The organism is Faecalibacterium hattorii, assembly GCF_003287455.1.
Lineage (GTDB): Bacteria > Bacillota > Clostridia > Oscillospirales > Ruminococcaceae > Faecalibacterium > Faecalibacterium hattorii.
This window is the reverse complement of the sequence record NZ_PRLC01000007.1, coordinates 118489-132470: the sequence shown is the minus strand read 5'-3', so window position 1 is coordinate 132470 and position 13982 is coordinate 118489. Positions and strand designations below refer to the sequence as shown.

The window sequence follows — 13982 nt, the reverse complement described above, 5'->3', positions numbered from 1 at the left end:
GGCTTTTAGCATCTGTTTTATAATGCACAGCAGTTTCTTATCCCGAATACCAAGTGACCATATTTGCCGTATCAGCTTTGTGTGATTGATATTGTCGAAGAAGCCTTTAATGTCAAGGTCTACTACATGGTACAGGTGTTGTACCTGAATCAACCTGCAACACTGTGCAATGGCAGTTTCGGCGGAGCGATTTGGGCGAAATCCGTTAGAATTTTCACTGAACTTCGCTTCGCAGATTGGCTCCATGACTTGCAATATACATTGCTGCACGATACGGTCTGAGATTGCCGGAATCCCCAGTGGTCTGGTTTTCCCATTATCCTTTGGTATTTCCTCACGCCTTACTGGGCGAGGATGGTAATTACTGAATTTCTTCTTTACAAGGCGGACATACTCATCCTCGCTTAATTTTGCGAGATTTCGTATTGTCTTCTTATCTACACCCGGCGTTTTACTTCCATGGTTCCTTTTGATAGTTCGGTATGCCAGTTTAATGTTTTCTTCACTCTCAATGATTGCCATGAGGTGATTGAATGTTTTGCCATTCCTGCTTTCCGCATACAACGTATCAAAGATGGATTCCATGCCGTAGTATTCCGAGTTTCGGATTTTTCCTTGCTTCTTTTCTCGCCGCTCCGAAGTCAACACAGGCATCCTCTCCTTTCGGGTTGGATTTTCTTAGTCTTACTCGAAGCTGTGTTTGTTGTATCTTGATGTTACTTTCACTGAATTCGACTTGTGGCCTTCCCTCCACCGCTTACTTTTTCACGGTTTCACAGGTACTACGCCACTACTTTCACTGAAACAAAGAATGGTTATTGCCCTCTCACGAAGGTATTCCCATCCACCATCTCACAGCCTTGCAACAGGCTAAATGTTTTCAGCTTCCTGCGTTCCGATATTTCTATCATGGGCCACCTTTAGGTTCTTCCTCTAAGCCTGTATTCAATTCTTTCCGAATCGTGCCGCCTGTAACGGCACATGGACTTTCATAACAACCATTCTTACTCATCCACGAATACCTCCATATAAGGAGTACCACCATTTCGATGGTATCAACGTTTAGACTTGTACATTCAGAAGTTCGTCAGTATTTCCATACATACTAACCATGGGCGGCTGACACCCGGCATATCCGATGCACCGTCCACCTCTGGACAGCTTTCGGCTCTGACCTTGCGGCCAGAACTACGACATCTTTCTGCCGACTTCACCGAGCTTCTGACAATCGGCGGTTGCGCGCCTATGCCAGTCGGAGTATCAGTGTGGACGCTTCGGGACGTTACTCCCTCATTTCATCCATCGAAATATCAGTTCTCCAAGATTCTGGACTTCTTTAGTCCTTCAACTTGTGCCTGACCTTTTCAGTCAGGAACGCATCGCACGGTTATCGTTCCCGTACCCTTCGAGCAAGTTAATCACGCCCCAGATACCAAGACCAGCACCGAGCGCGATAACGAGGGTTTGCAGTACAGTAACCGCCTGATTGAAAAATTCCATATTACCTCACTTTCTGCCGCATTGTGCGGCGATAAAAATATGATTGTGTTGTGTTTCGGGCAAAAAAATAGCGGTAGTCTTTTCGGCTACCGCATGAGGAAAGAGATATATTGCTTACAGGTAGGGGCGCGTATCTCATAGCCCATATTTACACACTGGATTGCGTCAATCCCTCCTTTCTTCCGTATTTGCGTTCACAATGGCGGAAAACAGTTTCTACAAACTGCCGCGTGCTTTCTTCTGCCCATTGCCGCCAATATGCCTTTTCTGCCGCGTCAACAGTTTCTTTGAGTTCTACCAATGCCGCCGCAAGATGGTTTATCATTTCTTGCCGCTGCTTTTCTTTTTTCTTTCTGATACGTCGGTTCATGGCGAGTCCTCCTGTAAATCGGCTGTGTCGATCTCATAACAGTCAAAAGTTTCATCGGGCTTTACAAGCACAGGGCGGCGGCGCAAGTGCTTTTCCATGTCAAAGGCGTTTTTCTTGTCATAATCGGAAAGATACTTGTAATTCGGGTGCTTTGTAATATCGTACTTATCCGAGAAAAACGGACGCACTCCGCGTAGCTGCAAGATACATTTTCCACCGTCCATTACGGCGATTTCGTCCTGCGTCATAAGCTCTTTGCCGAGCTTTTGAAAGTTTAGACCGTGGGACAGCTCCCGTCCCCGTGTTTCCGAGGTGTTAAAGCTGTCAATCGTTTCTTTCCCCAAGATTTCCGATATTTCTTTGAGGGTGGTTTTTTCCTTGCCGCCGAGGAAAAGGGTCGTGTCGCAGTTGCCGACAATGGTATCGGCATTGTCCTTGTAAATTGCTTTTAGCTGCGATTGGCTTTGCAGAATGATAGAAGCGGAGATTTCCCGGCTGCGGATCGTGGCAATGAGCTTTTCAAACTTCGGGATTTGTCCGATGTTGGCGAACTCGTCCAATAAGCAGCGCACATGAACGGGAAGCCGCCCGCCGTACACATCATCGGCTTTGTCGCATAACAGGTTGAAAAGCTGCGTGTAAAGGATTGATACCACAAAATTAAAGGTGTCGTCCGTATCAGAGATGATAACGAAAAGGGCGGTCTTTCTGTCGCCTATGGTATCAAGCTCCATTTCGTCGGTTTCCATCAACTCGCGCAATTCCCGTATGTCAAAAGGTGCCAATCTCGCGCCACAAGAAATAAGTATCGAACTGCGTGTTTTCCCCGCCGAGAGCAGGAATTTTTTGTACTGGCGCACCGCAAAATGTTCCGGGTCTTTTTCTTCCAGCCGTTCAAACATGAGGTCAACCGGGCTTTGAAATTCGGGGTCGTCCTCACGGGCTTCCGACGCATTTATCATTTCAAGCAGCGTCGTAAAATTCTTTTCCGCTTCTGGGGCTTCGTAGTAGATATAGCCGATCAGAGCGCAATAAAAGAGCCGTTCCGATTTTACCCAAAAATCCTCGCCGGATTTCTCCCCGTCGCCTTTGGTATTTGCGATAATGGTATTTACCAGCTTCAAAATGTCTTTCTCGCTGCGGATATACACAAAGGGATTGTAACGCATGGATTTCTGAAAATTGATGGTGTTCAGCACTTTTATCTTATACCCGCCGCGCTGCAAGAGCTTCCCGCACTCAATTAAAACGGTGCCTTTCGGGTCGGTTACAACGTAGCTGCTGTGCATTTGCATAAGGTTTGGTTTGACGAAAAATCTCGTCTTGCCGCTACCCGAACCGCCGATTACAAGGATATTTTTATTCCTTGCGTATTTCGGCTGCTTCGGGCGGCTGTTCATCGTCAGCCGTTCCGTCTGTGTGAGCAGCACATTGTTTTGAAAATCCGGGTCAATGTATGGCTTAATGTCCTCGGCTTTTCCCCATCGGGCAGAACCGTACTCCATGCCCTTGCGGTATTTCTTCGCGTTCTTGCCTTTCACATAAACGGCAAGCCGGATAATTGCCGCGCCTGCAATCCCGATCAACAGGTCAATGGGGTGTAAGCTCGGCAGCGCGTTTGAAAAAGCGGCGGCAAATCCGTCCCCGATAGACAGGAGCTTTGCGCTCATATCTGCGCCGGGGGCAAGCCGCGCCGCCTGTCCGACTTTATCAAAGAGATATACAAAGATCAGATACGGGGCGTTGAGAATAAGCAGTTTCTTAATTTCCGGCTTCATAACTCAATCCCCCTGTCTTTGTGTTTTGTCTTTTGACGGTTTGCGTTAAGCTGCTTCGCTGCTTCCCGGAACGCCGCCAACGCTTTACGGATAGATGGCTTTTGCTCCCGTGAGAGCTTCTTTGCGGAAAACTCCCGAAACGCTTCTGTCATAACGTCAATATCCTTGCCGCGAAAGGAAACAAGGTAAGTAGGTGGTTTCCCGTTTTCTATCCGCTTGACGTTGTAATCAAGCCCGTTTTTCTTTGCGATAGGGTCAAAGGCTTTAATATTTGCGTCTGTGATTTCGATATTCGTTACCTTTTCGCCCGGTTTCATAAGCTGCCGCATAGTGATTTTTCCATGCGGGGCTTTGGAAAGTTGCTGTTTGCCTTTGGCTAAAACCGCTTTCATGGCTTTTTGCAGCACTTCGGCGGTCAGCTTTGAGGTCTTAATGGATAAAGCAACCACTTTTTCGTTTACTTCATCTTGCATTTACCGTCCTCCTTTCCCGGTAATCGTAAAAATGTTAGGGTGGTACGCCGCTTCTGGGCATAAAAACAGGGCGTCCGTTCTTCACGTCGCCCCGCTTAAATCCGCACCCGCAGCCCGTTCAAATCTTCGGCGCGAATACCCACAAGATACCAGTTGTCCCCGTATTCCATGCGGGTAGGCTTCCACTTGCCGCCCGTGAATACCTCCAAGCAGTCGCCGCAATGCAAGCCGCCGTAGTAATCGGCAAGGTCAAAGCGAATCTCGTAACGGTCAGTCAGTTCATCGAAAATCAAAGCTCCCTGTTTCATATAATCGTCCTCCTTTTGGTTTTTACAGGCTTTCGTTTTCGTTGCAGGAATAATAATCGGGGTCGCCAAACTTCGGTTTTCTCGGTGCAAGTGCGCCGCTTGCCATATCGTGAGCGACAAGGGAAGTGTAATAGTTGTCGATGGTAGACGGGGCATTGAACAGCACCGCCCGTAAATACTGCTTGATATTGCGGATTTTCGTTGTGTTCTTCTGCATACAGTCAAGGACAAAGCGGATATGTTCGCTGTCCAGCTTCATAAACTTTGCTTTTACAAGCTCGGCGGGATAATCGTCCCCGGCAATACGGATTGTTTTTCTTCGGGTGCAGACCGTTTCAAGAATGAGATCAACGATTTCATCTAACCTGTCACAATCGTAGGGCATATCCTGTTTGAGAAGATCATAGCTGATATTCTCTTTGATGATTTCCTTGTAAATCTCAAATGCACTCTGCATTTCCGTTTCCTTTCGCTTCCTTTCCTGCGGCTCTGCCGCGTCGTCCTCAAAAGGAGAGGGGTTAGGGGAAAGGATAGGAATGGAATGGGTAATTGATAAATCCGTATTTGATTTATCTTTTTTTGGTAAGTCAGTTCTTTGTATATCTTTATTTAATTGCATTGGATTTTCCGTCGTCGGATTTTCCAACATCGGGCTATCCGTAGTTGGATTTTCCAACATCGGGTTTTCCAATAACGGGGGCTGTGGCTGCTCGTAGATGGTGTACTCAATCGCTGCCATTTTGCCCTTTGCGTCGCGTCCCTGCCGCCTTGTGATATATCCGGCTTTTTCCAGCTCCCATACGGCGGTGCGGATCGCGTCGATACTTTCCCGGTTGATATGGGACAGCCCTGCAAGGGTGTAGTCCCAATCTTCCGGCAGGGATAACATCTGCGACAAAAGCCCTTTCGCTTTTAGGGAAAGTTCCTTGTTGCGTAGATGGTGGTTGCTCATTACGGTGTAGCCCTTGTTGCGTTCCACGCGGAAAACTGCCATAGCTTCATCACTCCTTTGCTGTGGATTTGTTACGCAGTAGAACGACGATTTTAAGGGGAAAGGTATCTTTCCTTTACCTTGCTCGTTTTGCACTCTGGAAGCCGCGTAAATCAAGGCGTTTTTCGTCCCTATTGCGTAACATGAGGGCATGAAAAAAGCGGCGTTCCTTTTCTCCCGGCAAGGGATTTGAGAAACGCCGCTCATGCGGTTGCAATAACGTATCTTCAATTTTCGCGTTGGGTTAAAATGCCATTTGGGAAGCAACCGTAGAAACCGTAAAATGTAGCAACTGCTGATTAAATGTGCGTTGGACTCTGATTTCGATTACTCAATCTACGCCCATTTCTACGCCCAAATTGCATTAAAGTATATGAAATTATGTGCTTCTTTATAGAGTTGCGATTTTGAGAAATGCAGTAACCATGCAGGTTTGCGGGGTTACATAGAGATATAAGGAGATATGAAAATAGGCTGCTGAATTACGATACCTAATTTCATATCAAATACGCTCCTTACACGTTCTCGATCTATAAAACCACTCAGACCTCGCCCTTCGGGAGAGGCGGCACGGCAGGGCCGTGACGGAGAGGGTCCAGAACATAACAATACATCTATCATTATACGCAAAGCGGGAAGGGAGCGCAAGAGGTAGAAAAAGCTTCGGTGGGTTCGTTTTGCAAAAGTGTCAGTAGGGGATCCGGAAATAATCCATGACCGCTTTGAACTGATCCTGCGCGGTCAGGCAGGTATCCAGCAGATATCCTTGCTCCGACTTCCACTCATGGAGCCCCCGATAGTAGAACATTTTGAGGTCATCCGTAATAATGAATGGCACGATGTTGTTCCGCAGACACTCCTTGAAGAGCAACAGCCGCCCGACACGGCCATTTCCATCTTGGAACGGATGGATGGATTCAAAGGAATAGTGAAATTCCAGCAGGTCTTCCAGCGACTTGGCAGAATTTTGATTGTACGCAGATAAGAGCTCTTTCATCTGTGGGGCAACCAGTTCTGGCGCAGTGGTGCTTCTGCCACCGACTTCGTTCGGAAGTTTTTTGTATTCGCCAACGGCGAACCAGTCCTTGCGGGAATCGCTGGTGCCGCTTTTTAGGGTGAAGTGCAGCTTTTTGATCAGAGCTTCGCTGATGGGCTTCTTGGCATCTCGGATGACCATATCGATGCACTTGAAGTGATTGGCTGTTTCGACTACATCATCTACATTGATAACACCGTTCTCCATGCCGATGGTGTTGGTTTCGTAGATATACCGTGTCTGGTCATGGGTCAGGCGGCTACCCTCAATATGATTGGAGTTATAGGTAAGGTCGATCTGGATTTTGTGGTAGATACCACCTTTGACATGTCCGGCCATTTCATCCTGTAAAACAGTAAGCAGAGTACGAGGTGCTTGTTGCTTTTTGTTGATACGTTCTGGACGCTCTGCATCCTGCGGAATGTTCCATGTCTTGCCGATAAGGACTGCCCCCGGAATCTTGCCGGTAGCACAGTAGTTGCGGACAGTGCGCTCTGAAACATTCCATGATTTTGCCGTATCAGCGACAGAAAGATACTTCATATAAACACCTCCCAGTAAAATAATTATACCATTTTATCGGCAAGAAATCAAATTTTGAAATGCGTAAAATTGAATTTTGCCGATAAAAAGTTGCGAATAATCTGGTAAAAAAGAATGGCCGCTGATGGAAAGAGAAATCTTTTCTTGATCCATGAGCGGCCATAATTTTGAGGAAGAAGACGGAACAAAACCATGTTGGTGCCGCTTTTTTGGCACCAGAAATGTGAAAAATCATACAAAACCTTCTTTATTTTGTCATAACTGTTCCGTATAATAGAAGATAGGCATTCATTGAAAACAGCCGTCCCGGTGCGTGGGACGCTTTTTAAGAGACGATCACAAACGACGAACGAGTCGAGATACAGGAGGAACACTCATGGCAAACGAAAAGATCCTTGTCGTGGATGACGACGTGAATATCTGCGAGCTGCTGCGGCTCTATCTGACCAAGGAGGGCTATCAGGTCACCATCGCCAACGACGGCGAAGAGGGGCTGGACAAGTTCAATCAGGTCAAGCCCGACATGGTGCTGCTGGATGTGATGATGCCCAAGATGGACGGTCTGGAAGTCTGCCGCCGTATCCGCAAGCTGGGCAACACCCCCGTCATGATGCTGACGGCCAAGGGCGAGACCTTCGATAAGGTGCTGGGCCTTGAACTGGGCGCCGACGATTATATGGTCAAGCCCTTCGATGCAAAAGAGGTCGTGGCCCGTATCAAGGCGGTGCTGCGCCGCTGCACCGCTTCCACCCAGACCGAGACGAAAGAGGGCGTCATCGAGTTCGACAACCTCCGGCTGGATATGAACAGCTACGAGCTGCGGGTCAAGGGCAAGGTGGTGGAGGCTCCCCCCAAGGAGCTGGAGCTGCTCAACTGTCTGGCATCTCACCCCAACCGGGTCTACACCCGCGATCAGCTTCTGGACGAGGTCTGGGGCTTCGAGTATTACGGCGACAGCCGCACCATCGATGTCCACGTCAAGCGTCTGCGCGAGAAGCTGTCCGGCGCTTCCGACAAGTGGGAGCTGAAGACCGTCTGGGGCGTGGGCTATAAGTTCGAGGTGCGTCAGTAATGCGCAAAAGTATTTCCGTCACCTTCTTTTCGATGGTGGCGACCCTTCTGGTGCTGGGCACGGCGGTGATGGGATTCTCGGAATGGGTCCTGTTCAACCGCTATTTCGCGCAGGAGCGCTACGAGGCGCTGGACAGCGTGGCCGAGGTCACCCAGCGGGCGGCGGACTACGTGGTGCAGCAGGCGGCGCTGCCCGGCGGCGACGAGCTGGCCGCACTGAGCGACAAGCTGGTGATCATCGGCGAGAGCGCGGAGGCCTACCTCTTTTTCACCGATGAGGACGGCAGCGTTCTCATCACGTCCAATCCGGAGCTGCTGGCCAAGGAGACGGTGCCCGAAGAGCTGATAGCCAAGGTGGGGGAGGATAAGCCCTACCATGTGCTGAGCACGCTGGACGGCGTGCTGACCGAAAAGAGCTACGTCTCCGTCCGGCAGACGCGGGATGCGCAGGGCGTGTGCAGCGGGTATCTGTTCCTCTGCTCCTCCGGCGCACGGCTGACGGCCTTCAAGCAAGAGTTCGGGTCGAACTTCTTCTTCTCGGCCTGCATCATGCTGCTCTGCGCCAGCGTGGTGACCTCCTTCCTGATGCGGCGGCTCACCGACCCGCTCCAGAAGATCACCGATGCGGCCCAGCGGTTCGGCGGGGGCGATTTCTCCGTCCGGGTCGAGGGCGTGGAGGGCGAAGGCGAGGTGGCCGATCTGGCCAACACCTTCAACCGGATGGCGGAGAACATCCAGTCCAACGACAACTCCCGTGGGCAGTTCATGGGAAACATCGCCCACGAGCTGCGCACCCCGATGACCACCATCAAGGGCTTCATCGACGGCATTCTGGACGGGACCATCCCGCCCGATATGCAGAACCACTATTTGCAGCTCGTCTCGGAGGAGACGGGCCGCCTTGCCCGGCTGATCCAGAACATGCTGGATCTGTCCAAGCTGGAGAGCGGCGAGTATCAGGTCAACGCCCGGATGTTCAACATCTGGGAGACCCTGACCGGCGTGGCTCTTTCGGCCGAGCAGCGGATCAACGACGGCATGATCGAGCTGGAGGGCCTGACCATGGACGAGAAAGTTCTCGTCTACGCCGACCCGGATCTGATCCATCAGGTCGCGTACAACCTGCTGGATAACGCCATCAAGTTCACCCCGGCGGGCGGGACCATTAAGTTCAAGGTCGAGAAGCTGGGCCCGGAGGTGGAAGTTTCCATCTGGAACTCCGGGCAGGGCATCAGCCCGGAGGCGCTGCCCCATGTGTTCCAGCGCTTCTATAAGGAAGACAAGTCCCGCGGGCTCCATGCGCGGGGCGCGGGCCTCGGCCTGAATATCTGCAAGGTGCTGGTCAACCTGTCCGGCGGCCAGATCCGGGTCGAGAGCCAGCAGGGCGAGTGGTGCCAGTTCGTCTTCACCCTGCCCACCTGCCCGCCCAACCCCGGTGAGATCAAGCGTCTGCCGGACGAATCGGGCCGCCCGGTGCCGGTGGAAGACCCCGCCAGCATGAAACCGGTGGATTAAAATCTGCGCAGTCAGGCTGCTCCGCATCCGGGAGCGGCTTGGCTGCTTTTTGTATTGCCGGGGCCGTGAAATGGATTTTTGCGTCTTTTCCGTGAAAAACACGGCTGTGGGTTTGATTTTTTGCGTGTTTTCATGTAAAATAAAAATAGCTATGTCTACCCTGAATTCTGTCTGCACAGGAGCGACAGAACCGGGCCAAATAGCAAAATTTTTCGTAAAAATAACGGAGAGTACAAACGAATATGACGATTGTAAGTCCTTCGATCCTTTCGGCTGATTTTACCAAGCTGGGTGCCGACTGCCAGATGGTTCTGGACGCCGGAGCGCAGATGCTGCACTACGACGTGATGGACGGCCACTTTGTGCCGAACATCAGCTTCGGCGTGCCGGTGCTGAAAAGCCTCCACAAGGGGATGCCCGCCGCCTTCTACGATGTCCACCTGATGATCAGTCATCCGCTGGCCTACGCGGAACCCTTCGCCAAGGCCGGTGCCACCTTGCAGAACTTCCACCTCGAATGCGAGGACGACATCCAAGCCACCATCGACGCCATCAAGGCGCAGGGCTGCAAGGTGGGCCTGACCATCAAGCCGGGCACCGCCCCGGAGGCGCTCAGCCCCTACCTCGACCAGCTGGACCTTGTGCTGGTGATGAGCGTGGAGCCGGGTTTTGGCGGGCAGAAGTTCATGCCCTCGGCGCTGGAAAAGCTGCGCTGGCTGCGGGAAGAGCGGGCCAAGCGCAACGCTCACTTCCTGCTGGAAGTGGACGGCGGTGTGGACGACACCACCGCGCCCCTCTGCGTGGAAGCGGGGGCCGACATCCTCGTGGCGGGCAGCGCCGTCTTCGGCGCAGCCGACCCGGCGGCCGCTGTGCGCCGTCTGGCCGCTCTGTGAGAGGAGCCGCACCATGGATGAAACTTTGATCCGTGCGCAGGAGCGGGAGCTGGCCAAGACCGGCCATTACTACAAGCACCTCTGCTGGATGGTGGTGCCGCTGCTGTGCGTGTCCTGCTTTCTGTACGGGCTGCGGCCGCTGCTGCTCTGCGGCGCGGCCCTGCTGACCGGTAACCTCTGCGACCGTCTGGTGTCGCTGCTCCGCCGCCGCGTCTACCAACCCAAGGACTGCTCCAACGAGAGCTTTGCCCTCCTCATCGCGCTGCTGATGCCGGTGACGGTGGACTGGTACGTCCTCATCGCCGCCGTGCTGGCCGGTGTCCTTATCGGCAAGGAGGTCTTCGGCGGCTACGGCAGCTATCCTTTCAATCCGGCGGCTGTCGGCTACACGGTGGCGGCGGTGTCGTGGCCGGAACAGGTGTTCCGCTACCCGCAGCCCTACACGAACATCCCGCTGTGGGACGCTCCCGGTGTGCCGGTGTCTGACACCGTCTCCCAGACTCTGCGCAGCGGCGGCATCCTGAACATCGGCTCCCTGTCGCTGGGGCTGGGCGAGTACGCCGCCCCCATGGGCACCGGTGCTGCGCTGGTGATCTTGGCGTGCGGGTTCTTCCTCTGGCTGCAGAAGGATACCCGCCTGAGCGCGACCGTCAGTTTCTTGGTGACGAGCGCCCTCATTGCCTTCTTCTTCCCCCGTCAGGTGGGTTTGATGGACGCCTCTTTCGCGGCAGGTCTGCTCTCCCGTTTGCAGTGTGTGCGGGACGAGCTGCTGACCGGCGCGATGCTCTTCAGCGCGGTGTTCCTGCTCAACGAGCCCTACACCTGCGCCCACCACCGCATCGGCCGCATCCTGTACGGCGTGCTGGTGGGTGCCGCGACCATGGGGTTCCGCTATTTCGGCGTCTATGATACGGGCGTCTGCTTTGCGCTGCTTACGGTCAACAGCATTTCCGGCTGGCTGGACCGCACCGAGACCCGCCTCTATCGGCTGCTGAACCGGAAGGAGGATGCGGAATGAGACGTCATATTGCCGAAGCGATCGCGCGCGACCCTGAAAAGTTCGCGCACCATGACCGCATTTTCAAAAACAACCCTGTCGTGATGCAGGGCATGGGTCTGGCTCCGCTGGTGGTCCTTGCCACTTCGGGCAAAAACGCCGCGATGCTGGCGGTGGCCGTGGCTCTGCTGCTGACGCCTTCCCGGATGCTGGCGTGCCTTCTGAGCCGCCTGTGCCCGCTGCGGGACGAGCGCCCGGAGCCGGAGGAGCTGGAAAAGAAGCTGCTGCCCCGTGCCTTTGTGTACAGCGGCAGTGCGGCGGTGGTCTACCTCGCCGCCTACCCCATCCTGAACATGCTGTTCGGCACCGACTTGCTGACGATGGGCGTCTACCTGCCCATGCTGGTGGTGGAGCCGCTGCTGACCTACCGGTTTGGCCGGGTGCAGGAGTCCATGCATAAGGCTGTCTCGAAAGGTCTGCGCATCACGCTGGGCTACGCGCTGCTCCTGCTGATCCTTGGCTGCGTCCGCGAGTGGCTGGCCTTCGGCACCGTGTTCGGCGTGGAGCTGAGCCGCTCCATCCTGCCCATGGCCAGTATGCCGGCGGGCGGCTTCATCGTGCTGGGCGTGGTGTGCGCCGTCTGGCGTGCGCTGGCCCGCAAACAGCGCGAATACCTGAAAAATGAGGCGCGCGGCTATCTGGCCGTGCATCCCCAGAGCCAAGAGAGCGGGAAGGAGGAGAAAGAATGAGCGAAGTGCTGCATCTTGTGGGCGTGTTCTTCAGCTACGCGGTGCTGGCCATCTTTGCCCAGAATGCCATCTTCACCCGCGGCCTCGGCGTTTCCCGCCTTGTCCAACTGGTCGGCGACAAGCGGACCAGCAGCTGGTGGTTCGCGCTGATGCTCTGCATCACGCAGGTACTGGTGGCTCCGCTGGCCTTTTATGCGGGCCGCCTCCTCGCCCCGCTGCCCAACCGCGCCCAGCTTCGCCCGGTGGTGTACCTTGCGTGCATCGCGGTGGTCTGCCTGTTTGAGCTGGTGGTCCTGAAGCTGGCCAAGGGCCCGCGCAGCGGCCAGCTCATCCGCATCCTGCCCATCGCCGCCGTGAACAGCGGCGTGCTGGGCACCGTTCTGGTCGAGCGCACCCAGAGCTTTACGCTGGAACAGTCCATCGGCTTCGGCCTTGGCAGCGGCCTCGGCTATCTGCTGGCCGTCATGCTGGTGACGGAAGCCCAGAATCGTCTGCGCAGCCGGGCCATCCCGGAAGCGTTTCGCGGCTTGCCCATCACGCTGATCTACATCGGTGTGCTGGCGCTGGCCATCTATGGCTTTACCGGCCATTCCGTGATCTTGTAAAGACCCCAAGGGAGGGTGGTTCATTATGGCAAAATATCCAAAACGCCAGAAGGTCAAGCGCTACCGGCGCAGCTTTTACAGCCGCGAGATGCGGGTGAAAAAGGGCATTGGCATCGCGGTGCTGGTCCTCGTGGTGCTGGCCGCTGCATGGGTGGCCGCGCCGCATGTGCTGGACTGGGCGACCCATACGTGGTACACCGTCGTGCGCAACCGGGATCTTTCCGCCTCCTCCCCGGCGGGCGGGAGCGCTTCGTCGGCAGCCGAGAGCACGGCGTCGTCCGTGGCGGAGGAACCGGCAGCTTCTTCGGAGGCCCAGCCGGAGGTGGTGACCCCCGCTGTGGACGGCACCGCCATCGTGGAGGGCGCTTGGGCAGAGGCCGACCTCACGACCCTGACCGATGATGCCGCCATCCGCGCCGCAGCCCAGCAGCTCGCTGCGCAGGGCGCAAAGTACGCGGTCGTCACCCTGAAGGATGCCGCCGGTGCCGTCTATTACGCTTCGCAGGTGCCCGCCGCAGCGGCCAGCCCTGCCGGCGTGACGGTGGACCCGGCCAAGGTGGCCTCCATCTTCAAGGACGAGGGCCTGATCCCGGTGGCGAAGCTTGCCGCCTTCCGGGACCCTGCCGGTGCCCGCGTGGATCACGCCATGGCCATCCGGTATAAGAATCAGGAGTACCTCTGGCTGGACAACAAGGCGTCCGCTGGCGGTAATCCGTGGCTGAACCCCTATGCCGCCGAGGCGGTGCAGTACATTGGCGACCTCATCGACGAGCTGCACACGGCGGGCTTTGACCAGATCGTGCTGGAAAATGTCCAGTTCCCCTCCTCTACCAGCAGCAAGCAGGACTACGGCTCCACCAACGGTGTGGGCCGCGCCGACCAGCTGACGGCAGACATCACCGCGTGGGAACAGCGTTTCGGCGGCAGCGTGACCCTCTGGTACAGCTATACACTGGCCGAGGTGACCGGCACCTCCCCGACGCTGGGCGTCCCGGCGGTGGAGCTGGGCGTGAAGAACCTGCTGGTGCGGGTGCCCTCGGCTTCCACCATGGCCGACGAGGAGCACACCGCTCTTATCCAGAGCCAGACCGAGGCGGGTGCGGAACATGTCGTCGTGTGGGACCCGACGGCTGGAATTTTTGAATGAACCTGC

14 protein-coding genes and 1 pseudogene are annotated in these 13982 nt (G+C 54.7%); 7 read left to right on the top strand and 8 right to left on the bottom strand.

Annotated features, from left to right (window positions below; genetic code table 11):
* From C4N23_RS06635 to C4N23_RS06600, 8 genes and pseudogenes are all read right to left on the bottom strand, one after another.
* The coding region (locus C4N23_RS06635; protein WP_242983744.1) for a reverse transcriptase domain-containing protein at positions 1–654 on the bottom strand (654 nt) is incomplete at its 3' end.
* A gap of 717 nt (positions 655–1371) precedes the next feature.
* A pseudogene (locus tag C4N23_RS06630) lies at positions 1372–1500 on the bottom strand (Maff2 family mobile element protein); the annotation flags it as partial.
* 148 nt (positions 1501–1648) lie between these two features.
* Positions 1649–1870, bottom strand: coding sequence for a ribosome biogenesis protein (locus C4N23_RS06625; RefSeq protein ID WP_112144946.1), 222 nt, complete (start codon positions 1868–1870; stop codon positions 1649–1651).
* Positions 1867–3648: a VirD4-like conjugal transfer protein, CD1115 family gene (locus C4N23_RS06620; protein WP_112144944.1), complete on the bottom strand. Its 1782-nt coding sequence runs from the start codon at positions 3646–3648 to the stop codon at positions 1867–1869. The genes C4N23_RS06625 and C4N23_RS06620 overlap by 4 nt, the downstream gene beginning before the upstream one ends.
* Positions 3645–4121, bottom strand: coding sequence for a PcfB family protein (locus C4N23_RS06615; RefSeq protein ID WP_112144942.1), 477 nt, complete (start codon positions 4119–4121; stop codon positions 3645–3647). The genes C4N23_RS06620 and C4N23_RS06615 overlap by 4 nt, the downstream gene beginning before the upstream one ends.
* A 95-nt stretch (positions 4122–4216) precedes the next feature.
* A complete protein-coding gene (locus tag C4N23_RS06610; protein WP_112144940.1) occupies positions 4217–4429 on the bottom strand; it encodes a DUF5348 domain-containing protein in 213 nt (70 codons plus the stop codon).
* Between the two features lie 22 nt (positions 4430–4451).
* Positions 4452–5627 (bottom strand): DUF6017 domain-containing protein, encoded by a 1176-nt coding sequence (locus C4N23_RS06605; RefSeq protein ID WP_483423399.1) that lies wholly within the window; start codon positions 5625–5627, stop codon positions 4452–4454.
* 481 nt (positions 5628–6108) lie between these two features.
* Positions 6109–6999, bottom strand: coding sequence for a Fic family protein (locus tag C4N23_RS06600; RefSeq protein ID WP_112144936.1), 891 nt, complete (start codon positions 6997–6999; stop codon positions 6109–6111).
* A gap of 376 nt (positions 7000–7375) precedes the next feature.
* Here C4N23_RS06600 and C4N23_RS06595 point away from each other — a divergent pair, with 376 nt between their 5' ends.
* From C4N23_RS06595 to C4N23_RS06565, 7 genes are all read left to right on the top strand, one after another.
* Positions 7376–8071: a response regulator transcription factor gene (locus C4N23_RS06595; RefSeq protein ID WP_055191911.1), complete on the top strand. Its 696-nt coding sequence runs from the start codon at positions 7376–7378 to the stop codon at positions 8069–8071.
* Complete coding sequence (locus C4N23_RS06590) at positions 8071–9585, top strand: sensor histidine kinase (protein WP_112144934.1); 1515 nt, start codon at positions 8071–8073, stop codon at positions 9583–9585. Before C4N23_RS06595 ends, C4N23_RS06590 begins: the two co-directional genes overlap by 1 nt.
* Before the next feature lie 242 nt (positions 9586–9827).
* A complete protein-coding gene (gene rpe / locus C4N23_RS06585) occupies positions 9828–10478 on the top strand; it encodes a ribulose-phosphate 3-epimerase (protein WP_112144932.1) in 651 nt (216 codons plus the stop codon).
* Positions 10479–10491: 13 nt separating this feature from the next.
* Positions 10492–11496: an RnfABCDGE type electron transport complex subunit D gene (locus C4N23_RS06580; RefSeq protein WP_112144930.1), complete on the top strand. Its 1005-nt coding sequence runs from the start codon at positions 10492–10494 to the stop codon at positions 11494–11496.
* Entirely contained in the window at positions 11493–12224 is a 732-nt protein-coding gene (locus tag C4N23_RS06575; RefSeq protein WP_055191920.1) for an Rnf-Nqr domain containing protein, read from the top strand. The genes C4N23_RS06580 and C4N23_RS06575 overlap by 4 nt, the downstream gene beginning before the upstream one ends.
* Positions 12221–12829 carry an Rnf-Nqr domain containing protein gene (locus tag C4N23_RS06570; RefSeq protein ID WP_055191922.1) on the top strand — a complete coding sequence of 203 codons (609 nt, stop codon included), beginning with the start codon at positions 12221–12223 and terminating at the stop codon, positions 12827–12829. The genes C4N23_RS06575 and C4N23_RS06570 overlap by 4 nt, the downstream gene beginning before the upstream one ends.
* 25 nt (positions 12830–12854) lie before the next feature.
* Positions 12855–13976 carry a putative glycoside hydrolase gene (locus C4N23_RS06565; RefSeq protein WP_112144928.1) on the top strand — a complete coding sequence of 374 codons (1122 nt, stop codon included), beginning with the start codon at positions 12855–12857 and terminating at the stop codon, positions 13974–13976.
* Positions 13977–13982 lie beyond the last annotated feature (6 nt).

What these genes read in the sequence shown, in the direction of transcription:
- C4N23_RS06625 (WP_112144946.1), bottom strand. Translation starts at nt 1,870, where the DNA reads ATGAACCGACGTATCAGAAAGAAAAAAGAAAAGCAGCGGCAAGAAATG.
- C4N23_RS06620 (WP_112144944.1), bottom strand. Translation starts at nt 3,648, where the DNA reads ATGAAGCCGGAAATTAAGAAACTGCTTATTCTCAACGCCCCGTATCTG.
- C4N23_RS06615 (WP_112144942.1), bottom strand. Translation starts at nt 4,121, where the DNA reads ATGCAAGATGAAGTAAACGAAAAAGTGGTTGCTTTATCCATTAAGACC.
- C4N23_RS06610 (WP_112144940.1), bottom strand. Translation starts at nt 4,429, where the DNA reads ATGAAACAGGGAGCTTTGATTTTCGATGAACTGACTGACCGTTACGAG.
- C4N23_RS06605 (WP_483423399.1), bottom strand. Translation starts at nt 5,627, where the DNA reads ATGAGCGGCGTTTCTCAAATCCCTTGCCGGGAGAAAAGGAACGCCGCT.
- C4N23_RS06600 (WP_112144936.1), bottom strand. Translation starts at nt 6,999, where the DNA reads ATGAAGTATCTTTCTGTCGCTGATACGGCAAAATCATGGAATGTTTCA.
- C4N23_RS06595 (WP_055191911.1), top strand. Translation starts at nt 7,376, where the DNA reads ATGGCAAACGAAAAGATCCTTGTCGTGGATGACGACGTGAATATCTGC.
- C4N23_RS06590 (WP_112144934.1), top strand. Translation starts at nt 8,071, where the DNA reads ATGCGCAAAAGTATTTCCGTCACCTTCTTTTCGATGGTGGCGACCCTT.
- rpe (WP_112144932.1), top strand. Translation starts at nt 9,828, where the DNA reads ATGACGATTGTAAGTCCTTCGATCCTTTCGGCTGATTTTACCAAGCTG.
- C4N23_RS06580 (WP_112144930.1), top strand. Translation starts at nt 10,492, where the DNA reads ATGGATGAAACTTTGATCCGTGCGCAGGAGCGGGAGCTGGCCAAGACC.
- C4N23_RS06575 (WP_055191920.1), top strand. Translation starts at nt 11,493, where the DNA reads ATGAGACGTCATATTGCCGAAGCGATCGCGCGCGACCCTGAAAAGTTC.
- C4N23_RS06570 (WP_055191922.1), top strand. Translation starts at nt 12,221, where the DNA reads ATGAGCGAAGTGCTGCATCTTGTGGGCGTGTTCTTCAGCTACGCGGTG.
- C4N23_RS06565 (WP_112144928.1), top strand. Translation starts at nt 12,855, where the DNA reads ATGGCAAAATATCCAAAACGCCAGAAGGTCAAGCGCTACCGGCGCAGC.